The sequence below is a fragment of the Bradyrhizobium sp. CCBAU 11386 genome (assembly GCF_028128955.1).
Classification (GTDB): domain Bacteria; phylum Pseudomonadota; class Alphaproteobacteria; order Rhizobiales; family Xanthobacteraceae; genus Bradyrhizobium.
The window spans coordinates 1-21,171 of sequence record NZ_LBKA01000226.1 but is presented as its reverse complement, the minus strand read 5'-3'; the positions used below and the strand labels follow the sequence as shown (position 1 = coordinate 21,171).

At 65.0% G+C, this 21,171-nt stretch carries 20 protein-coding genes; 10 read left to right on the top strand and 10 right to left on the bottom strand.

Annotation, left to right across the window (positions count from 1 at the left end; all coding sequences use genetic code 11):
• Positions 1 to 158: 158 nt before the first annotated feature.
• The 4 genes from XI09_RS20695 to XI09_RS20680 all read right to left on the bottom strand — a co-directional run bounded on the left by XI09_RS20695 (position 159) and on the right by XI09_RS20680 (position 3,411).
• Positions 159 to 428: a hypothetical protein gene (locus XI09_RS20695; protein WP_271568485.1), complete on the bottom strand. Its 270-nt coding sequence runs from the start codon at positions 426 to 428 to the stop codon at positions 159 to 161.
• Positions 425 to 1,855 (bottom strand): radical SAM protein, encoded by a 1,431-nt coding sequence (locus XI09_RS20690; RefSeq protein ID WP_271568484.1) that lies wholly within the window; start codon positions 1,853 to 1,855, stop codon positions 425 to 427. The genes XI09_RS20695 and XI09_RS20690 overlap by 4 nt, the downstream gene beginning before the upstream one ends.
• On the bottom strand, positions 1,836 to 2,552 hold the full coding sequence (locus XI09_RS20685) for a prolipoprotein diacylglyceryl transferase (RefSeq protein ID WP_271568483.1): 717 nt from the start codon (positions 2,550 to 2,552) through the stop codon (positions 1,836 to 1,838). Before XI09_RS20685 ends, XI09_RS20690 begins: the two co-directional genes overlap by 20 nt.
• A gap of 91 nt (positions 2,553 to 2,643) precedes the next feature.
• Entirely contained in the window at positions 2,644 to 3,411 is a 768-nt protein-coding gene (locus XI09_RS20680) for a Crp/Fnr family transcriptional regulator (RefSeq protein ID WP_271568482.1), read from the bottom strand.
• A gap of 187 nt (positions 3,412 to 3,598) precedes the next feature.
• Between XI09_RS20680 and XI09_RS20675 the strand changes: the two genes are divergently transcribed.
• The gene (locus XI09_RS20675) at positions 3,599 to 3,982 is read left to right on the top strand and encodes a response regulator (protein ID WP_271568481.1); all 384 of its coding nucleotides are present in this window, start codon (positions 3,599 to 3,601) and stop codon (positions 3,980 to 3,982) included.
• A 23-nt stretch (positions 3,983 to 4,005) separates the two neighbouring features.
• Here XI09_RS20675 and XI09_RS20670 read toward each other — a convergent pair whose 3' ends face one another.
• Positions 4,006 to 5,547 carry an alkaline phosphatase D family protein gene (locus tag XI09_RS20670; protein ID WP_271568480.1) on the bottom strand — a complete coding sequence of 514 codons (1,542 nt, stop codon included), beginning with the start codon at positions 5,545 to 5,547 and terminating at the stop codon, positions 4,006 to 4,008.
• Positions 5,548 to 5,719: 172 nt separating this feature from the next.
• Complete coding sequence (locus XI09_RS20665) at positions 5,720 to 7,165, bottom strand: TAXI family TRAP transporter solute-binding subunit (RefSeq protein ID WP_271568479.1); 1,446 nt, start codon at positions 7,163 to 7,165, stop codon at positions 5,720 to 5,722.
• 151 nt (positions 7,166 to 7,316) lie between these two features.
• On the opposite strand from XI09_RS20665, the gene XI09_RS20660 reads away from it, so the two are divergent.
• Positions 7,317 to 7,619 carry a 4a-hydroxytetrahydrobiopterin dehydratase gene (locus XI09_RS20660; protein WP_271568478.1) on the top strand — a complete coding sequence of 101 codons (303 nt, stop codon included), beginning with the start codon at positions 7,317 to 7,319 and terminating at the stop codon, positions 7,617 to 7,619.
• 90 nt (positions 7,620 to 7,709) lie between these two features.
• A complete protein-coding gene (locus XI09_RS20655) occupies positions 7,710 to 8,105 on the top strand; it encodes a YkvA family protein (protein ID WP_271568477.1) in 396 nt (131 codons plus the stop codon).
• A gap of 172 nt (positions 8,106 to 8,277) precedes the next feature.
• Here XI09_RS20655 and XI09_RS20650 read toward each other — a convergent pair whose 3' ends face one another.
• From XI09_RS20650 to XI09_RS20640, 3 genes are all read right to left on the bottom strand, one after another.
• Positions 8,278 to 9,438, bottom strand: coding sequence for a TAXI family TRAP transporter solute-binding subunit (locus XI09_RS20650; RefSeq protein ID WP_271568476.1), 1,161 nt, complete (start codon positions 9,436 to 9,438; stop codon positions 8,278 to 8,280).
• A gap of 18 nt (positions 9,439 to 9,456) precedes the next feature.
• Positions 9,457 to 10,179 carry a hypothetical protein gene (locus XI09_RS20645; protein WP_271568475.1) on the bottom strand — a complete coding sequence of 241 codons (723 nt, stop codon included), beginning with the start codon at positions 10,177 to 10,179 and terminating at the stop codon, positions 9,457 to 9,459.
• Positions 10,180 to 10,763: 584 nt separating this feature from the next.
• Entirely contained in the window at positions 10,764 to 11,738 is a 975-nt protein-coding gene (locus tag XI09_RS20640; RefSeq protein ID WP_271568474.1) for an NADPH:quinone oxidoreductase family protein, read from the bottom strand.
• A gap of 218 nt (positions 11,739 to 11,956) precedes the next feature.
• Here XI09_RS20640 and XI09_RS20635 point away from each other — a divergent pair, with 218 nt between their 5' ends.
• The 7 genes from XI09_RS20635 (at position 11,957) to XI09_RS20605 (ending at position 19,977) form a co-directional block, all read left to right on the top strand.
• Positions 11,957 to 12,796, top strand: a complete 840-nt coding sequence (locus XI09_RS20635; RefSeq protein WP_271568473.1) for an SDR family oxidoreductase — start codon at positions 11,957 to 11,959, stop codon at positions 12,794 to 12,796.
• Positions 12,797 to 12,912: 116 nt separating this feature from the next.
• A complete protein-coding gene (locus XI09_RS20630) occupies positions 12,913 to 13,575 on the top strand; it encodes an invasion associated locus B family protein (RefSeq protein WP_271568472.1) in 663 nt (220 codons plus the stop codon).
• A gap of 206 nt (positions 13,576 to 13,781) precedes the next feature.
• Positions 13,782 to 14,984, top strand: coding sequence for a 23S rRNA (adenine(2503)-C(2))-methyltransferase RlmN (rlmN, locus tag XI09_RS20625; RefSeq protein WP_271568471.1), 1,203 nt, complete (start codon positions 13,782 to 13,784; stop codon positions 14,982 to 14,984).
• Between the two features lie 151 nt (positions 14,985 to 15,135).
• Positions 15,136 to 15,630: a hypothetical protein gene (locus XI09_RS20620; protein WP_092189437.1), complete on the top strand. Its 495-nt coding sequence runs from the start codon at positions 15,136 to 15,138 to the stop codon at positions 15,628 to 15,630.
• A gap of 264 nt (positions 15,631 to 15,894) precedes the next feature.
• The gene (locus tag XI09_RS20615) at positions 15,895 to 16,671 is read left to right on the top strand and encodes a phosphatase PAP2 family protein (protein ID WP_271568470.1); all 777 of its coding nucleotides are present in this window, start codon (positions 15,895 to 15,897) and stop codon (positions 16,669 to 16,671) included.
• 93 nt (positions 16,672 to 16,764) lie between these two features.
• Complete coding sequence (gene argG, locus XI09_RS20610; protein ID WP_271568469.1) at positions 16,765 to 18,102, top strand: argininosuccinate synthase; 1,338 nt, start codon at positions 16,765 to 16,767, stop codon at positions 18,100 to 18,102.
• A 117-nt stretch (positions 18,103 to 18,219) separates the two neighbouring features.
• On the top strand, positions 18,220 to 19,977 hold the full coding sequence (locus XI09_RS20605) for an alkaline phosphatase (protein ID WP_271568468.1): 1,758 nt from the start codon (positions 18,220 to 18,222) through the stop codon (positions 19,975 to 19,977).
• Positions 19,978 to 20,044: 67 nt separating this feature from the next.
• Here XI09_RS20605 and XI09_RS20600 read toward each other — a convergent pair.
• On the bottom strand, positions 20,045 to 21,171 hold a 1,127-nt coding region (locus XI09_RS20600), incomplete at its 5' end, for an OmpA family protein (RefSeq protein ID WP_271568467.1).

The following is a 21,171-nucleotide window of genomic DNA, read 5'->3' as shown; positions in this document are numbered from 1 at the left end:
GCTTTCCGCCCAAAAAGGGAAGCCCGGCCATATCGATCGGGCACCCTGCGCGTTGCGGCGCAATATATGCAAAAACCGCCAAAAAACAATGTGTTCTTTGCCGGTTGGTTGACTGAATTTTGTCCGGGAATCTCCGGGGGTTAGGCAAATGACCGGGCTTAACCGCGCCGTCCCATGATTGCCGCCCAGATCAAGAAGGCGCCCCCGACTCCCACGACCAGGCCCAGGAAGACCAGTGGCGCGATGTCGGAGGCGATCCGGCCGCCCTCGAACACCGACATTCCGCCAAAGAGCAGCGCGCAGAGACCCGGCAGCAGCATGATGATCCCGGCGATCGCCATGAGCGCAGTCAGGCGGCCGCTGCGCTTGTCCGTCGGGGCAGGAGGCGGTCCCGGGGGCGCCGGCGGCGGTGTGTCGCTGATGCTCATGCCTGCAAGACTCCTTCGGTCGCCTGCGCGGCCAGCGCGGCCCGGATGCCGTCGATCTGTCCGTTGCGGTAGAACAGATTGTAGGTGTCGAACGGAATGATCGCGCCCCGCTCCGTCACGAAATGGATGCAGGAGCGCTTGACGTTGCCGACGCAGAAATTGAAGCGATCGAGAAACTGCACGATGGTGACGCGGAACACGTTCTCGTAAGAGAGCCCGTCCGGCACCTCGAAGCTCGGCAGGCAGCACAGCAACTCGCAGACGCGCTCGGAGGTGTTGAGCGGACCCGACGACAGCGAGAACAGGTCGATGAACTTTTCCCGCAGCACCGGATATTTCTCCGGGCTGATGGTGTTGGGCATCACCGCAACCAGCTGCTCCTGCGGAATCAGCGAGGTCAGCGGCAGCACCTTCTCGCCATTGCGCAGGCCGTAGCCGATCGAGATGCTCTCGGGGTTGCAGGGCAGCGGGATCATGTCCTTGTCACCGAACACGCCGGTCTCGACCACGCGCTTGCGAATCTCCGACAGCATGATGCGATCGGTGGTCTTGTCGAAATTCTCGTTGCGGCCGGCATCCTGCACCGGCTGGAGCGTGACGCCGCGAACGCATTTCCAGGTGAGCGCGTGACGCACGATGTCGCCGATCTCGGCATCGTTGACGCCGCGCTTGATGGTCGCCACCAGCGTGGTCGACACGCCGAAATGCTCGAGATTTTCCAGCGCCTGCTGGCGGATCTTGCGCAGGTCCGCGCCGCGCAGATTGACCAATGCATCGCGCTGGAGCGAATCGAACTGGAGATAGACCTCGAGCCCGCGCTTGTTCTCGGCGAGCCGTGCCACGAAATCCTTTTCGCGGGCGATGCGCAGGCCGTTGGTGTTGATCATGACATGGCGGATCGGGCGGGCACGCACGGCGTCCAGGATCTCGAAGAAGTCCGGGTGCAATGTCGGCTCGCCGCCGGAAATCTGCACGAGGTCGGGTTCGCCCTCGCTGGTGACCAGCGCGTCGAGCATCGTCTCGACCGTCGCGAGCGGGGTGAATTTGGTTCGCGTTGGCGCGGATTCGGCGAAGCAGACCGGGCAGGTGAGATTGCAGTGCTCGGTGATCTCGATCAACGCGAGGCAGGAATGCTGCTCGTGGTCGGGACAGAGGCCGCAATCATAGGGGCAGCCGAATTCGGTGCGGTGCTGGAATTGCAGCGGCCGGTCGCCCGGCTTGATGAAATCCTTGCACAGGCGCCAATAGGCCGCGTCGGTGGAAACCAGCGTCGACTGGACGCCGTGCTGCCTGCAACGCTTTTCGTACCAGACCTCGTTGTCGAGAATCTGGATCTTGGTCGGCACCAGCTTCAGGCAGATTTCGCAAAGGGATTGGGTCTGGCCCCAGAAGGTGTAGGGGCGCGACTTACGCAACGGCGCGTTCATGCACAGGTCTCGCTTTGGGCGCCGTCGCCAGCATGACGGCGGCGTAGAGCAGGATGGACAGCGACAGCAGGTGAAACAGCGTGAGGGGGCCGATCAGCGTGCCATAGGGCTTGAAGAATTCCCACAGGAAGCGCTGCGCTCCATAGTAGAGCAGAACCAGGTAGAAACCATTGGTGATCGCGAACGCGTTCCGGTTCAAGACCGCCACCACATAGAGCAGCGCGAACACGCCCATCGCGGCGCTCTCGTAGAGCTGCACGGGATGGCGGAGAACGCCGTCGCCAAAATCATGGCCCCAGGGCAATGCCGTCGGCGTGCCGTAGGTGAAATCGTCGAGGCCCGCAAAATAGCAGCCGAGCCGTCCGATCGCGATGCCGAGGGCCAGCGGCAGCGCAAACCGGGCACCTGTGCGCAAGGCGATGCCGGCGGTCCATTTGTAGAGCTCGACCGCCACGATGCCGCCGGCAAGCGCGCCCTCGACCGAGCGCGCAATGCCGCTCTCGCCCGACAGCCACAGATTGGCGGACCCGAACAGATAGGCGCCAAGGCCGGCGCCGAACACCAGCGCGGCGATGTAGGGCAGCTCGAAGGATTGCGCCGGAAACCGCAAGCCTTGTCGCGACAGCCAGTAAACCGCCGCACCCGCCGCCAGCCACGCCGCAACATCGAAGACAGTGTGAAGGAACGCCCCGCTCATGCGGGAGCGGGTATAGCACGGCGGACGTGCGGTGTCGCACGCCGGCATCCTCCCATGGAGCGGGAGGTCAGGGGGAGCGCGCCGGAGAGGGTTAGCCCGTGCTGCTCGCATCCTCCGTCGGGTAGACGCCGCGCAGCACTTCCTCGAAATGGGTCTTCACCGCCTCGTCGCAGAGGCAGGCGCGCTGGCGCAGGCCGTCGCGGTTGCGAACCAGGATCGAGCCGCGCCGCGTGTCGAGGATGCCTTCGGCCCTGAACGACTGGAGCACGCGACTCGCATAGCTGCGCCCGACCCCGAGCAGCGTCGCGAGCTGCTCATGCGTCAGCGGCACGCTGCTCTCGTCGCCGGTGCGCTCCATCGCCGCAAGGATCCATTTCGCCGTGCGCTGCTCGATCGAGTGGATGGCGTTGCAGGCGGTCGACTGGAAGATCTGCGCCAGCATGCAGTCGGCATAGCGGGCGAAGATGTTGCGCAGCGAGGGCGAGCGCAGCTTGGCCGCCTCCAATTTGCCGACGTGGATGCGCGCAAACGGCCCGCCGAATTTCACGCAGATGCGGGTGTAGGCCGGCAGAAATCCCTCGCTGACGATGCCGCCGACCGCGCCTTCGCGGCCGACCAGGATGGTCTCGACGTCGCGGCCGTCTTCGTTGGGAACGAGAAAGGTCGCAAGCGACGGCCCGCAGGGAAAGTGCACGACCTGGACATCGTCGCCGGGACTGTAGAGCAGCTCGTTGGCCGCGGCATCGTCAACGGTGACGTGGGGCGCGAGCAGCGCATAGTCGGCCGGACTCAAGCGTCGCAGCAGATTGTTGGCCGGCCGGCTGCCGACCTCCATCGCCTTCCCGATACGCGCGTCCATCGTAAATCCCCTGCTCTCCTTTCAACACTAGCGAGTCTCGATCGCTGGCTGTGTGCACAAGTGGACAGACGTCAAAACTGTTCTGTGGTGAGTTTCGTTCCGGGAACCCTCCGGTGCGCTGGGCGCAGGCGTCGGGATGAGGCTGTCCTTGATCGGTAAGAACATGCAGCCCTCAATAGCCAGGATCATGATACCTGTTTCCCCGGACGGCTCGTCCGACGTCCCCACCGATGTCCTGATCGTCGAGGACGATCCGATCATTGCGATCGATTTCGAGGATCGCCTGCTCGGATTTGGCGTGACGAGCGTGCGCACCGTGGGATCGGTGGCGCAGGCGCTGGCCGCGGTCGCGGTGCGCGCGCCCGACTTCGCACTGCTCGACGTCGAGCTCAGCCGCGAGAAAAGCTTTGCCGTCGCCGAGCGGCTGGCGGCTCTGAAGATTCCCTTCGTGTTCGTCACCGGCTATGGCGCCGAGACGCGGATCGCTCCCGATTTCGTCAACCGGCCGCGTTTGCAAAAGCCATGCTCGAGCGATGCGCTCGAGGCCGCGCTGCGGTCGCGCGGTTCATGACGCTCCACTCTGGCTGAAGCGGCTCAGGCGAGCTTCGGATCGAGCGTCGTCGACCACAGCGCGACGTCGGCGCGGTCGCGCAAGGTCACCGTCATCTGGCCGGAGGCGCCGTCGATCTTGACGTGACCGAAGAACTGCATGCCGGCCGACGGCGGCAGGTTCTGGCTGTCCTTGCCCGGCGCCTTGACGAAGCGCACCTCCGGCCCAAACGTGTTGTCGAGCGCGTTCGGACCGAAGGTGCCTGCGTGCAGCGGGCCCGAGACGAATTCCCAGAACGGCTCGAAATCCTGGAATTGCGCCTTGTTCGGGTCGTAGAAATGCGCGGCGGCGTAGTGCACGTCCGCGGTCAACCATACGGTGTTGCTGATCGGCGCCATCTTGATGAAGCGCAGGATGTCGGCGATCTCGAACTCGCGGCCACGCACCGGGCCGTCGCCCTGCGCAACCGCCTCCGATCCGCCCTTCGGCGTGTCCGAGACGACGAGGCTGAGCGGCATGTCGGAGGCGATCACCTTCCATGTCGCACGCGAGTTGAGGAGGCCGCGCTTGAGCCAGGCGATCTGGTCCGGGCCGAGGAAGTAGCTGGCGGGGCCGTAAGCGGTTTCGAGATTGGCGCCGTTGGGGCCGCGATAGCTGCGCTCGTCGAGCACGAACACGTCGAGATGCGGGCCGTAGGAGATCTGGCGATAGACGCGGCCCGGCTCGTTGATGCTCTCGCGCATCGGATACATCTCGTGGAAGGCGCGGCCCGCGCGCGCTGCGAGCAGCGTGATGTCGCGCACCTTGTACGCCGCCGGAAGTTCCTTTGACAGCGACCAGTTGTTGGTCACCTCGTGGTCGTCCCATTGCACGAAGATCGGCACTTCGGCATTGAAGGCGCGGACATTGTCGTCGGTGAAATTGTATTTGTGCGCGGCGCGGTACTCGTCCAGCGTCTCGGCGACCTTGGCCTTCTCGGGGATGGTGACGTTCTTCCAGGTCTTGCCGTCGGCGAGCTTCACCTCGGATTGGATAGGGCCGTCGGCATAGATCGTATCGCCGGAATGCAGGAAGAAATCCGGACGGTGCTTGCGCATCGTCGAGAAGGTGAACATGCCGCCGTCATCGGGATTGATGCCCCAGCCCTGTCCGGCGACGTCGCCGCCCCAGACGAAGCTGACGTCGCGGCGGTCGGCCGGCGCGGTGCGGAAGCGGCCGGCCACCGGCTCGCCTTCGATCGCGCTGTGCGAGAGATCGCGGAAGCGGACGCGGTAGAAGATGTCCTGTCCGCCCGGCAGGTTCTCGATCAGCATCTTCGCGGTGAAGTCGCTCTCGGGCAGCGCCGCGATCGGCGGCAGCGCGCGCGCGTCCTTGAACGACTCCGTCGTCGCCACCTCGACCAGCATCTGCGACGGACGATCGGCGCGCGCCCAGACCACGCCGCCGTCGACGGTGACGTCGCCCGACTGCACGCCATGGGTGACCGCCGGCCGGTCGGCCGCGCGCGAGAGATAGGGCATTGCGACTGCGCCAAGCGCACCGGCACCGGTGGCGAGGAAACGGCGGCGGGAGAATTTGATCTTCATGGCTGGCTCACGGCTAGCTGTCTCGTGCGAATCTTGCGCTGTCATTCCGGGATGGTCCGAAGGACCAGACCCGGAATCTCGAGATTCCGGGTTCGATGCTGATGCATCGCCCCGGAATGACTGTGGGAGCTATATTGAGGCAATGTGACGCAGCGATTACGCGCGCAAGCGTTTACGCGTTGCCGGCGGCCCGGAATTGCGCGCCGGCACGCGGCGGGTTTTGCGGCATGCTGAACAGCACGGCCTTGCGGTCGGCAATCGCGGCGTGGAACTGGTCGAGCACGATGTTGAAGGCGGTGAGCGCTCCTTCCTCGATCGCCCCGTGGTCGTAGCAGCGCAGCGTGTCACGCAGGATCTCGTCGGCCTCGGTCTGCATCTGGTCGAGCGCTTCCATGGTCTCGCTCTTGCGCGCCGCCGCGATCATGTCGAGCAGCCGATCGCGCAGATGGCTGTTGTTGTCGCGCTCGTCCTTCTTCAGATAGCCCGCAAACCACGCGCCGATCGAACCCATGGCGGAGAGCGCCATCAGGGTCCACCAGATGTAATCGCTGTATCTGTCGAGGAAGGTCTTTTCCTCGCCGTCGACGAAGGCGGCGGCACCGGGATGCACGGGGATCACGGCATCCTTGTCGGTGTCCGGCGTCTCGATCTTCGCCGCCAGCGGGAATTCCGTCACCAGTTGCTGGCGCACGGCGAAGAGCTGGCGCGTGAACGCCGCGATGGTGGTTTCGGATACACCTTTGCGCGCCACGATGTGGTGCGCGAAGCTGATGGTCTTGACTTCGTCCTCCGGTCGGTCAGGCGAGCCGCCATAGGTGCCGGCGGGAATCTCCGACGCTTCATAGACCGGATGATTCTGAGCGATCGCATCCGCCCAATCGATCGCGAGGAAAGTTGGCGCGCCGAAATCCTTGGTGGAGGCGGCGATCGCGTCCGACGTGATCTTGCTGTTGACGGGGCCGGCCGCGAGATAGGCATCGGCCTTCTGGGCCTTGATTGCCTCGGCGGCCTCATTGGCCGGGAATTGTATAATCTCGACCTTGGCGGGATCGACGCCGTATTGCTGGAGGATCACCTTGAGCAGATTGACGTTGGCCTGCGTGCGGCCGACCACGCCGACGCGATGGCCGGCGAGCTGCGCGATCTTGGTGATCTTGGCGCCCTTCTTCTTGCCCTTGCCGGGGACGGACCACAGCACCACGACGTTCTTGCGCAGGGTCGCGACCGCTTGCGCGTTCTTCGGCACGTCGACGTCGCCGCGCACGATGGCAAGATCGACCTTGCCCTCCGCAAGCGCTTCGGCGCTGGCCGTGGCGCCGTCGGTCTGGATCGGACGTAGCCGCACATAGCTCTTGTTTTGCGAGAAGGCCTGCGTCAGCGCCTGCACGACCTTGATGTCGTCGCTATTGGGGGGACCGACCGCGATCTTCAGCGCCACCGGCCGCATCGCGAAATAATAGCCGCCGGCAAGCGCGCCGACGATCGCGAGTACGAGCGCCAGAGACACGAGCGCCGTCTTCCGCGCCGCTGATCGCGGCGAAGGCGGAGAGGGCGTTTCGGCCAGGTCCAATCCCCCGGTCATCGATCTCCCAAACAGGCGCTTGAGGCTCAATTTCATCTTGGCCGGCGATTTACGCCCGCAATTGTAGCAAATTTCTTGTCCGGCGGGGTTACATCTCCGTCATGGTTAGCGGATGGGGCAAATCCCTTGTGAACCCGGGCGTAAGCACGGTGTTAGGGTAAAGTTCCCCTGAAGCACGGAGACGATCATGGCAGAACGGCTGACGACGGAGGCGCGCAAGCAGGCGCTGGGCGGAATACCTGATTGGACCGAAGTTTCGGGCCGCGACGCGATCGGGAAAACCTTTGTCTTCAAGGATTTCAACGAAGCCTTCGGCTTCATGACCCGCGCGGCGCTGGTCGCCGAGAAGATGGATCATCACCCCGAATGGCGCAATGTCTACAAGACCGTGGAGGTGGTGCTGTCGACCCATGACGCCGGCGGCGTCACGGCGCTCGACGTCGAGCTCGCGAGGGCGATGAACGCCATCGCCAAGCTTACACCGGGCTGACGTCTTGCAGCGACCGGCTGCATCCCCATCTTGTGATCAGCAGGGGATGCGGCGATCCGCCGCTCCCGGCTGAACGGGGAGTTTTGGAGCATGGCTGCCGAACACAGCGTCGGCTTCGAGCCGGCCGATCGGCTCGCGGAAGATCGTGAAAGCGTTCGCCGCCGCTTCTGGCGCAAGCTGAAGCGCGTCGCCGCGCATCTGCCGTTCGCCGAAGACCTGCTCGCGGCCTACTACTGCGCGTTCGACCGGCAGACTCCGCGCCATGTCCAGGCGTCGCTGCTGGGGGCGATCGCCTATTTCATCCTGCCGTTCGATTTCGTCCCCGACGTGATGCCGATCCTCGGCTTCACCGACGATGCCGCCGTGCTCGCCACCGCCATCCGCATGGTCGCCAGCCACATCACGACGGAGCACCGCGAAGCCGCCCGCGCCGCGCTGAAGCGGGGCGTGGACGAGGCGGAAGCGAAAGCCGAAGCCGCGCAGTAGCGTGGCGCCACACACTCCGCTGTCATTCCCCGCGAAGGCGGGGAATCCAGTACGCCGCGGCTTCTCGGTCTAATCACTGGCGTCACGGAGTACTGGATCGCCCGGTCAAGCCGGGCGATGACAGTGAGTGCGTGGCCAGCGCCTGCGACACTACTGGTCGCAACGACAACCGCTACTTCTTCTCTGCCTGCGCCCGCGCCTTCTCCGCGTCCCATGCCTGGAATTGTCTGAACAGCTTTTCCTTGTCCGCATCGGATACGTTCGCTGCCGTCGGACTCTGCTTCAAAAACGCCTCGAAGCGCTGGCGTGTCACCGGCTCGACGCCGTGCTTGTCGAGCCATTGCTGCGCCACCGGCAGCCTGTTCCAGCCGGACAGGGGCGCCGCGAGCGAGACCTCCTTCCACTTGGGATGGAAGGGTGGGTTCTGGAGCGCGGGGAATTTTGTGAAGAACGCGTCCACGAACAGCGCGAGCTTGCGATAGCGCTCGGTGTTGGGTGCCCAGTTATAGGCCGCCAGCACCGCAGGCACCGCGATCGTGTCCACGCTCTCGCCCTCCTTGATCAGGTTCGGATAGTCCTTTGCGGTCAGCGTCGCCGGCAGATAGTCGCTCTGCAGCGGCTTTGCATAGTCGACCTTTGCGAGATGGAAGCGGCCGTCATTGCCGAAGGTCGAGACCGATTTGTACGGCTTGCCGCCGACCACGATGACGGCGTCGATCTCGCCGGCCTTCAGCTTCTCCATCGCGATGCGCTGCTCGACATAGACGAATTTCGCCTTGATCCCGAGCCGCTCGAACACGGTGAGCGCAGTGACGAAGGTGCCGCCGTTCGGCAGGTCCACGCTCACCGTCTTGCCTTCGAGGTCCTTCAGCGTCGCGACCGATTTCGGCGCGATCACCTGCATCTCCTCGTTATAGAGCTTGGTCACATAGGTGAACTGCCGCTTGATGTCCTTGGCAAAGCCCTTGCGCTCGAGATAGTCGAGCGTGTCGGCGCGCACGATGCCGAGATCGACGCCTTGCAGGAACAGGATGTCGGCGACGCTCTGCACCGAGCCGCGGCCGACGATCGGCAGCACGCGGATCTTGTTGCCGTCGTCGAGCACGGAGGCAAGGTCGGCGCCGAACTGCACATAGGTGCCGCCGATCGTGCCGGTTATCAGCGTGACGGTGTTGGCGTTGAGCGACTGCTTGGTCGAGGTCGAGCCGAACTGGAAGATCGCCTTCAGGCTGTCCGAGACCTTGGCCGGATCGTATTCGGTCTGGTCGGCGCGGGCCGCGAAGGCACAGATGGTCATGATGGCGGCAAGCGCCATTCCCAAAGCGTTACGCATGATGTCCCCTGAAGAGTTCTAGTTCGAGAGCTGGGTGAGGCGCTTTCGCGCTTCCGCCGATCCGAGGCTGGCGGCCCGCTGGTACCAGTCGCGTGCGGCGACGGCGTCGGCGGTGATGCTCCGCGTGTCCCTGGTGCCCAGGACGGCTGGATCGTAGGTCTGCGCCAGCAGGAACGCCGCCGTCGCATCCTGCGCATTCGCCGCGCGCTCGAGCAGCAGCCGCGCCGCGGCGATGTCGCCGACGGTCAACAGGCTCTTGGCGCGCGCCATCAAGCCGGCCAACGTGTCGGCGTCGAGGCTCTTGGCTGGCGGCGGTGGCGCGGGCTGTGCGGCGACCGGTGTCGGTACAGACGCGGGTGCCTGAGCCTGGAGCGCGCTCTGATAGGCGGTTGCGATTGCCTCGCGGCTCGGCGTCGCCGGTGCAGGAACATCCTGTGCCTCAGCGCTCGCCAGCATCGTGTTGGTCACACGCGCGGCATCCTTGACCGGACCCTGCCGTGCGGCGGGCGGATTGGCGGGAGGCGCGGCCTCATTTGCGGCCGCGCCGATCCACGACGTGCCGTTGACGGTGAGCAGCCGGTTGATGTCGGACCAAAACAGCGCGATCGGGACCGCGATGACCGACGCGGCCAGGACGGCAGCGAGAATGCGCCGGACGGTTCTGGCCCTGGTGCGCACGGCCAGTGGCGCGAATTCCCGTGGATCCGGCGCGCTGAGCGGATCGGACAAGAACAGTGGCATAGGATCGTGCGATGAAGGATCGATCCGTTCAGCGCGCGCACGAATGTAGGATGCGGTGGACGGATGTGATGCCGCTTGTTCGGAGTCGAGCGCCCTCGACCCCCAGGACGGACGGAATGCCGTCGTCTCCATGGTGATGCTTCCCCCAAATACTGACACAACGCGGGGCAATGCCGGTTTTAGTTTTCTTGTTTTTGTCCAGGAGCGCCCTGCAGACTGGAACCGGTAAATCGCAATTTGAATCAGCCCAAAAAGCGACAACGGTTGGGGCGAATCGGGAAAAATTTGGGTTTGATTCGGGCGACGCGGGGGAGTGCACCGCAATTTTGGCGATGGTGGTTGAGAAGGCGCTACCATGCGGTGGCGCGCAATTCTGCGCGAAGTCAGGCTTGTTCGCGCTGCCTGCCGCGCACTCCGCTGTCATGCCCCGGCTTGACCGCGGCATCGGGGACGCTGCGGCCTCTCGGTTCAATCACGACCGCCTCTGGAATACTGGATCGCCAGCCCCAGTGCGCAAGTGCGCACAAGGGCCGCGATGACAGGTGTGTGCGTAGCGACCGCGTCGCGCCGCCGCCCGCATCACCTCACGGATGCAGGATCACCTTGCCCATGGCCTGGCGTCCTGCGAGCACCTTCAGCGCGTCCGCGGTCTGTGCCAGCGGGAAGGTGCGATCGACATGCGATGAGATCTTGCCTTCGGCCGTCCACTTCACGAGCTTTTCGAGATTGGCGCGGTTCTTGGCGGGATTGAGCCGGGTCCAGGCGCCCCAGAACACGCCGCGGATGTCGCAGCCCTTCAACAGCGCGAGGTTCAGCGGCATCTTCGGAATGTCGCCGGCGGCGAAGCCGATCACGAGGAAGCGGCCTTCCCAGGCGATCGAGCGCAGCGCCTGCTCGGCATACGCACCACCAACCGGATCGAAGATGATGTCGACGCCCTTGCCATCAGTGAGCTTGCGCAAGCCTTCCTTCAAATCTTCCTTGCCGTAGTTCAGCGTGAGCTCGGCGCCATGGGCTTTCGCGAATGCGAGCTTCTCGTCCGACGAGGCGCAGGCGATCACCTTGAGGCCCATCAGCTTGCCGAGCTCGCAGGCGGCGAGGCCCGTGCCGCCGGCCGCGCCGAGCACTGCGAGCGTCTCACCGGGCTTGGGGCTGGCGCGATCTTCCAGCGCATGCAGCGCGGTGCCGTAGATGATGATGATGCCGGCCGCGCGGTCGTAGTCGAGATTGTCGGGGATCTTCACGATCGAGGCCGCGGGCAGCGCGATCTTCTCGCGCGCGCCGTTGTGGCCGCAGGAGGCGACCACGCGATCGCCGACCTTCAGGTCGGTCACGCCGGGGCCGATGCTCTCGATCACGCCGGCGACTTCCGCGGCCGGCGAGAACGGGAACGGCGGCTTGATCTGGTACTTGCCCTGAATCATTAGGATGTCGAAGAAGTTCAGCGCCGCCGCCTTGATCGCGATCACGGCCTCGCCGGGACCTGCCACCGGATCCGGCACCTCGGCGAGCACGAGATCGTCGGGCTGACAATATTGCGAGCAGAGAATGGCTTTCATGGCGGCACCCAGGCGTTTCGAGGTGGAATTATAGTTGGCTCGTTTCTGCCGGATTTAGCAACGGGCGACAATCCGGATTCTTTGTCGAAAGCGGCGCGGCAGCCTATCCTCCGTCATTGCGAGCGCAGCGAAGCAATCCAGAGTCCGTGCCGCGGAAATAATCTGGATTGCTTCGCTGCGCTCGCAATGACGAAAAAGAAAAAAGAAGGATTCAAACGATGTTTGAAACGGGTCTGCTGAGGGGCAAGCGCATTCTCGTCACCGGTGGCGGCTCGGGCCTCGGCGCCGCGATGGGACGCCGCTTCCTCGCGCTCGGCGCCGAGCTCGTGATCTGCGGCCGCAAGCTCGACCGGCTTGAGGCAACCGCAGCCGAGATGCGCGCGCAGACCAGTGGCAAGGTCACGACCATCGCCTGCGATATCCGCGACGGTGCCGCCGTCGGGAGCATGATGGACGCGATCTGGCGCGAGGCGCCGCTCGACATTCTCGTCAACAATGCCGCCGCGACCTTCATTGCCCAGAGCGAGCATCTCTCCTTCCGCGCCGCGGATGCGATCCTGGCGCCGACGCTGCATGGTGCGATGTATTGCACGCTCGCTGCCGGCAAACGCTGGATCGACGGCAAGCATGGCGGCGTCGTGCTCTCGATCCTCTCGACCTCGACCATCACCGGCCGCGCCTTCACCGTGCCGTCCGCGATGGCGAAGTCGGCGGTGCTGGCGATGACCAAAAGCCTCGCAGTGGAGTGGGGCCCGAAGGGCATCCGCACCGTCGCGATCGCGCCGGGTCCGTTCCCGACCGCCGGAGCATCCGGACAGCTCCGTCCCGAAGGCCGCGACGACGGCTGGACCGCGCGCAACCCGCTTGGCCGGACCGGGGACCACAGCGAGCTCGCCGACCTCGCCAGCTTCCTGGTCTCCGACCGCGCCGCCTACATCAACGGCGAGATGGTCGTGATCGACGGTGGCGCGCATTTGCGCAGTTCGGGCGCCGAGGACCTGCTCGGCTGGACCGACGCGCAATGGGCCGACCAGCGCGCCGCCCGATCCCGAGGCTAGCTGTTGCCAACCCGCTAACTGCCTTCCCAAATTGAACTTTCCCGGTTATCCCTGCCGCGGGGACAATGCGCGGCCGGGCCATCTTCCAGTCACAATATTGAGGGAACCACTCCAGCATGTGGCGGGTGCTATTTTTGGCTTTGATGGCCGGCGTGACGGCGTGGGGAATCACTGATTCCGCGCGGGCTCAGACGGCGCAACCGGCGCCCAAGTCTGCACCCAAAGAGGCCGCACCGAAAGCGGCTGCGCCGGCGCCCAATACGACCGCAAAGACGGCTGCAAAGCCCGAGGGCAAGCCGGTGGCCCCGGCTGCGGCGGTTGCGGGCGGCGCGGAGCCGACCCTGATCGGCCAATTCGGCACCTGGGGCGCCTATTCGGCCGCGCCCAACGGCAAGAAGGTCTGTTTTGCGCTGGCCAAGCCTTCGTCGTCGAAGACCAATCCGCCGAACCGGCCGCGTGATCCCGCCTATGCCTTCGTCTCGACCCGGCCGGCCGAGAAGGTGAACAACGAAATCTCGGTGATGATCGGCTACGCGCTGAAGCCGGGATCGGAATCGTCGGCCGAGGTCGGCGGCGCCGCTTTCGCCATGTACACGCAGGGCGACGGCCTCTGGATCAAGAACGCGGCCGAGGAGGAGCGGATGGTCGAAGCCATGCGCAAATCCGCCGATCTCGTGGTCAAGGGCGTCTCGGCCAAGGGAACGGAGACGACCGACACGTTTTCGCTGAAGGGCCTCGCCCAGGCGCTCGACCGGATCGCCCAGGACTGCAGGCGGTAAGATTGCGGTCGTTAAGGCTGCAGGCGGTATCACGGTCGCAATCGGCCGTTCCGGTTGCTATATAGGGGCGGTTCCAAGTTTTTCCGTCATTCCGGGATGGTCCGAAGGACCAGACCTCAGGTGCGCAAGTGCGCACCGGGGAATCTCGAGGTTCCGGGTTCGATGCTGCGCATCGCCCCGGAACGACCAAACAATTAGGCCTATTGATGCAAACGACGACCGAGCCGCACAACGCAACATTGGTGGAGAAGACTCCGCTCGAAACCTATGTGCCGCCGGCCAAGCCGTCGCTCATCGGCCTGTCGCGCAACGAGCTTGCCGATCGCCTCGGCGAGATCGGCGTCGCACCTGCGCAGCGCAAGATGCGCGTGCAGCAGCTGTGGCACTGGATGTATTTCCGCGGGGCCCAGAATTTCGACGAGATGACGTCGATCTCGAAGGGCATTCGCGCCGAGCTCGCACAGCATTTCACCGTCGACCGGCCCGAAGTCGTGGCCGAGCAGATCTCCAACGACGGCACCCGCAAATGGCTGCTGCGGCTGCCGAGCGGCGACAATGTCGAGAAGGCGCATGAGGTCGAGTGCGTCTACATCCCCGAAACCGACCGCGGCACGCTCTGCGTCTCCTCACAGGTCGGCTGCACCCTGAATTGCTCGTTCTGCCACACCGGCACGCAGCGCCTGGTGCGCAACCTCACCGCCGGCGAGATCGTGGGACAGGTGATGGTCGCACGCGATCGCCTCAATGATTGGGCCGATCGCGAGGACGGCACGCGCCGCGTCACCAACATCGTGATGATGGGCATGGGCGAGCCGCTCTACAATTTCGACGCGGTGCGCGATGCGCTGCTCATCGTCGGCGACAACGAAGGCATCGGCATCTCCCGCCGTCGCATCACGCTGTCGACTTCGGGCGTGGTGCCCAACATCGTGCGCGCCGGTGACGAGATTGGCGTTATGCTCGCGATCTCGCTGCATGCGGTGCGCGACGAATTGCGCAACGAGCTCGTGCCGCTCAACCGCAAATACCCGATCAAGGAGCTGCTCCAGGCCTGCCGCGACTATCCCGGCGCCTCGAACGCACGCCGCATTACCTTCGAATATGTGATGCTCAAGGGCGTCAACGATTCGCTCGACGATGCAAAGCTGCTGGTGAAGCTGCTCAAGGGCATCCACGCCAAGATCAACCTGATTCCGTTCAATCCCTGGCCCGGCACCGCCTATGAATGCTCGGACTGGGACCAGATCGAGAAGTTCTCCGAATACATCTTCAACGCCGGCTATTCCTCGCCGGTGCGCACCCCGCGCGGCCGCGACATCCTCGCCGCCTGCGGCCAGCTCAAGTCGGAGACCGAAAAGCTGTCGGCCCGCGAACGCCAGACGCTGCGCGCCATGGCGATGACGGATTGATGATGGCGGCGTTCTCAGCGCTCGTCATGGCCGGGCTTGACCCGGCCATCCACGTCGAGCCGCAAGCGAGAAAGTCGTGGATGCCCGGGTCAAGCCCGGGCATGACGGTTGAAAGCGTGGCGATGTCGTTGATCGGCAACTTGCTTATCTCATGTCCCTGATCGGCCGCCTCGTCGTTATCTTCATCGGCTTTCTCGCCGCCTGCTTCGTCGGCGGCATGATCGTGGTCGTCGCGCTGCTGTTTCCGGAGTTCGCCGATCTCGGCGCAGGTCCCGTCGATCAAGGCACGATCGACATCCTGCTCGGCTTCGGTTTCATCTTCGTCTCCGGTTTTGCGCTGGTGCCGGCGGCGGTGATCGTCGCGATCACCGAAGCGCTCTACATCCGCAGCGCGCTGGCCTACGCCGTCGGCGGCGGCGTCGTGGGGCTCGCCTGCTACCTCGGCCTCGTTCCCTTTCACTCCGACACGTTGCAGTTCGAGGGCGTCGTGCGGCGTCACCTCGAGATCATGACCGGCGCCGGCATCGTCGCCGGCGTGGTCTACTGGCTGATCGCCGGCCGCAACGCCGGCGCCTGGCGCAATCCGCCGCCCCCGCACAAGCCGCCTCCGCCGTTGCCGTCGAATTCAAGACCGGATGCGCGGTGATTTTATTACCCTCCCCTGGAGGGGGAGGGTCGATCGCGCGTAGCGCGAGCGGGGTGGGGTGACAGACTATCCGCGATGGTGGTGTCCCATCTTTTGTTGTCGCCCTGCGTGCGGCACGTTGATGGAGATACCGTTTGCGCGGCTTCACCCCACCTCGGCTCGCATTTCGCTTCGCTGCATGCGAGCCGATCCTCCCCCTCCAGGGGCGGATGGGCACCTCGCATGGGGTTTTCATCCCCTCCCCACTCCGCTAAACCGCGCGGCATGAACCGGACTGGACTCTTCATCGCCCTGGCGCTGTGGCTCTTGATCGGCGTCGTTTTCGGCCTCTATCCCGAACTCGATCTCAAGCTCGCCGCGCTGTTCTTCGATCCCGCAACCAGGACCTTTCCGCTCAAATCGAGCGGCTGGGCCGGCGTCGCGCGTGACGGGGCGATGTGGATCGCCTGGGCGTTCGTGCTGCCCTCGCTGGTGGCGCTCGTGGTCAAGCTGTTCCGCCCGGACCGGCCGCTGATGGTGTCGGGGCGCGCGGTGATCTTCCTGCTGGTGACGATCACGCTGTCGGCCGGAATCCTCACCAACCTCACCTTCAAGACCTATTGGGGCCGTCCGCGCCCCGTGGTGGTGACGCAGTTTGCCGGCGATCGGCAGTTCGTGCCGTGGTGGGATCCGCGCGGCGGCTGCGCGCGCAACTGCTCGTTCTTCTCGGGCGAGGGTGCGACCGCGTTCTGGACGCTGGCCCCTGCCGCGCTGGCCCCGCCGGCATGGCGGCCGCTCGCCTATGCCGGCGCCGTGGTGTTCGGCCTCGTGACGTCAGGGCTGCGCATGGCCTTCGGCGGGCACTTCTTCACCGACGTCTCGATCGCCGGCCTCGTCACCTTCGTCGTGATCTGGTTTGCCTACGCGCTGATCTATCGCTGGCCGCGGACGCGGTTCTCGGACGCGGCCGTCGATGCCGCCCTGACGCGCCTGGCCTTGCCCGGCTACCGGCTCCGCCAGCGCCTGTTCGGCCGCAAGACGGGTCCCGAGCCGTCAGTTTGAGCCATTAAATGCGTGCCGAGCCCTGCGAAATTTGATATTCGCCCGGTCAACCCGCAACCGCAATCAGCCCCTTGAGACCCGATTGGAAGCCCCATGACCACGATCCTGAAAAGCCTGCCCAAGGGCGAGAAAGTCGGTATCGCGTTTTCGGGCGGCCTCGACACCAGCGCGGCACTGCTCTGGATGAAGCAGAAGGGCGCGCGCTGCTACGCCTATACCGCCAATCTCGGCCAGCCCGATGAAGCCGACTACAACGAGATCCCGCGCAAGGCGCAGGAATTCGGTGCCGAGAAGGCCGTACTCGTCGATTGCCGCACGCAGCTCGTCCACGAAGGCATCGCCGCGATCCAGTCCGGCGCCTTCCACATCTCGACCGGCGGCATCACCTATTTCAACACCACGCCTCTGGGGCGCGCCGTCACCGGCACGATGCTGGTCGCGGCGATGAAGGAGGACGGCGTCAACATCTGGGGCGACGGCTCGACCTTCAAGGGCAACGACATCGAGCGCTTCTATCGCTACGGCCTGCTCACCAATCCGAGCCTGCGCATCTACAAGCCCTGGCTCGACCAGCAGTTCATCGACGAGCTCGGCGGTCGCGCCGAGATGTCTGCGTTCATGACCGCCCAGGGTTTCGCCTACAAGATGAGCGCCGAGAAGGCGTATTCGACCGACAGCAATCTGCTCGGCGCCACGCATGAAGCCAAGGATCTCGAAAGCCTCGACAGCGGCATCAAGATCGTCAACCCGATCATGGGCGTCCCGTTCTGGCGCGACGATTGCACCGTCAAGGCCGAGAAGGTCGTGGTGCGCTTCGAGGAAGGCCAGCCGACGGCGCTGAACGGGCAGACCTTCAGCGATCCCGTCGCGCTGTTCCTCGAAGCCAATGCCATCGGCGGCCGTCACGGCCTCGGCATGAGCGACCAGATCGAGAACCGCATCATCGAGGCCAAGAGCCGCGGCATCTATGAAGCGCCCGGCATGGCGCTCTTGCACATCGCCTATGAGCGCCTCGTCACCGGCATCCACAACGAGGACACGATCGAGCAGTACCGCATCAGCGGCATGCGTCTCGGCCGCCTGCTCTACCAGGGCCGCTGGTTCGATTCGCAGGCCCTGATGCTGCGCGAGACCGCACAGCGCTGGGTCGCGCGCGCCGTTACCGGCGAGGTGACGCTCGAGCTGCGCCGCGGCAACGACTATTCGATCCTCAACACCGAGAGCCCGAACCTCACCTATGCGCCGGAGCGGCTCAGCATGGAGAAGGTCGAGGACGCCGCCTTCTCGCCGGCCGACCGCATCGGTCAGCTCACCATGCGCAACCTCGACATCGCCGACACGCGCACCAAGCTGAAGCTCTACAGCGACACTGGCCTGCTCTCGGGCAGCGAAGGCTCGCAGATCTTCCGGCTCGAGAGCGACAAGGGCTGAGGCTTCCGTAGCCCGGATTGCGCGGCGCTCCATCCGGGCTACGAGCTTAATGACGGTGTCATTCTCGATCGCTAGGCTTCCTGTTCCTGTCGGAAACCGGATTGCGGAGCATCGAGCATGGTCAAGGGATCGGCACTCGCCTCACTCATCGTCCTCTGTTGGACAACGTCGCTGTCGGCGCAGACGATCTATCCGATCGATCGTGCCGAGATCCTGGCCGGCGCCCAGTTCGACTTCAAGGTCGAGTTTCCCGGGCCTGTCGATCCAGCCAGGTTGAAGGTGACAGTGAACGGCGCAGATTATGCTGCCGCGTTCGGACGTAGCGGGACCTTCGTCGAACGCGAGGACGGCAAGGACCAGTCGGCGCTGATCCTGCGCGACGTCACACTGGCCAAGCCGGGCAGTGTCACGGTGGACGTGAGCGACGGCACGCATCAGCGCAGCATCGCGTGGACGGTTTACGAGACCGGTCCGCGCAAGGCGAAGAACGTCATCCTGTTCATCGGCGACGGCATGTCGCCGGCGCATCGGGTCGCGGCGCGAATCCTGTCCAAGGGCATTGCGGAGGGCAAGAGCCGCGGCAAGCTCGCGATCGACGACATGCCCCACATGGCACTGGTGGCGACAGCGGGCTCGGACTCGATCATCACCGACTCCGCGAACTCGGCCAGTGCCTATGCGACCGGCCACAAGAGCGCCGTCAACGCGCTGGGCGTCTATGCGGACCGCACCGCAAGCCCGTTCGACGATCCCAGGGTTGAAACCATCACCAGCCTTGCCCGGAGGCGCAACGGCATGGCGATCGGCATCGTCACCAACACCGAGATCGAAGACGCGACGCCGGCTGCGATGGTTGCGCACACGCGCCGGCGCGCCGCCTATGACGAGATCGTCGAACAGCTCTTCGCCGCGAAGCCGGATGTGCTGCTGGGCGGCGGCAGCGCGAATTTCCTGCCGAAGTCCGCGACAGGCTCCAAACGCAAGGACGAGGCCGACTACATCGCGAAGTTTCGCGACGCAGGCTATCAGGTCGCGACGACCGCAAGCGAGCTCAGCGTTTCTGCCGCAAAGCCGGAGGCGGGCAGGCTACTCGGGCTGTTCGCCACCGGAAACATGGACGGCGTGCTCGACCGCAAATTCCTCAAGGGCGGCGGCGTGAAGAAGTTTCCGGAGCAGCCCGACCTGACCGAGCAGGTGCAGGCCGCGCTGAACATCCTTTCGAGAAACGACACCGGCTTCTTCCTGATGGTCGAATCCGGGCTGATCGACAAATACGCGCACCTGCTCGACATGGAGCGGGCGGTCTACGACACGATCATGCTCGACAATGCAGTGCGCCAGACGCGCGAATGGGCGCGTGCGCGCGGCGACGACACCCTCATCCTGGTGCTCGCGGACCACAATCACCCCAACAGCCTTGTCGGAACGGTCAACGACGACATGGGCACGACGCCCAACGTGCCGCTGCGCGAGCGCGTCGGCGTCTACGAACAGGCCGGATTTCCGAATTATCCGGCTCCGGATGCCGAGGGCTATCCGTCACGCGTCGATGTGAGCCGCCGGCTCGCCATCTTCTCGGCCAGCCTGCCGGATCACTATGAGACCTTCCGCCCCAAGCTCGACAATCCCAACGAGCCAACCGTCAAGGCCGGTGACGACGGGACCTTCAAGGCCAACGACAAATACAAGGATGTCCCGGGAGCAGTGCTGCGTCCCGGCAATCTGTCGGCGATGATCGGTGCCAGCGTGCATTCGGGCGAGGATGTCATCCTGACGGCGACCGGGCCGGGCAGCGAGCGCGTGCACGGCTCGATGGACAATACCGAAGTCTTTCGCGTCATGGTCGAAGCGCTCGGTCTGGCCGCTGGGCAGTAGCCGCCCCGCGCGGCTCAAACAGAAATGGCCGGGATTTCTCCCGGCCATTTTGCATTTGTGGGTCGCCTTAGCGCGGCGGCGCGGTGCCGGGCGGGGGCGGCGGCAGCGAGGCCTGCCCGCCATTGAGCAACGGCGTGATGTTGCGGATGGTGACACGCCGGTTGATCAGGCTCGGCCCTTGCGTCTGCTCCTTCAGATACTGCTCGCCATAGCCCTGCGAGGTCAGGTTCTCCGACGGCACACCGAACTGCTGGGTCAGCAATTCGGCCGCGGACTGCGCACGACGGTCCGACAATGACAGATTGTCGACCTCGTTGCCGACCGCGTCGGTGTGTCCCTCGATCAGGAACACGGCGCGCGGGTTGCGCTGGATCGCACGGTTGAGACCGTCGGCGATCGCCTGCAGCCGGGCCGCCTGGTCCGGCGGGATGGTCCACGAGCCCGTCTCGAAGGTGATCGTGTTGACGTCGATGCTCGGCATCTGCATGCGAACATTGGGGCTGTAGCGGATCTCGTCGAGCGTGTAGCGACGATCGATCCGCTGGACCGGGGGGGCTTCCATGGTCTGGTAGATCACGTCCGGCGACGCCTCCTGGGCATCGACGATGTAGCGATCGTAAGGAATGTTCACGACCGGCGGCGGCGCGTCGACATAGAAGCCGCCGACCGACTGCGGATCGCGGTAGCTGTTGTCGATGATGATGATCTCGCGCCCGCCGGGGTCCCGGCGGATTCGCCGCAGCAATCGACCGTCCGGACCGACAACGGTGATGATCTCGCTGCCGTCGGGACGGATCACGACGGTGCGGGTATCGCCGCCGATGGTGTCGGTGCGGATATCTCGGGCGCCGTAGCGGAAGCGGTAGAGATCGTTGCCGCGGACGTAGGCCTGCCCGCCCGGATCGCGGATGATGATACGATCCGGCTCGGTGTAGACGGTGCGGCCGCCTTCGACGGACTCGCGTCGCTGATTGTGGAGATCGGCAATGGTCGCGCCGATCACGGCACCGGCGACCACGCCCGCACCGATCGCGAGCGGTGTCAGGTCACGCTGCGGCGGGCGCGGCGCTGGCGGCAGCGGTGCCACGACCGTCGGCGCGGCGCGGAAGGCCGGGGCAACCGTCGGCGGAGCGTATTGCGCCCTGTTGGCCGGCGGCGTTGCGGCCGCCGAGCCCGGGACTGTGCTCGGCGCTG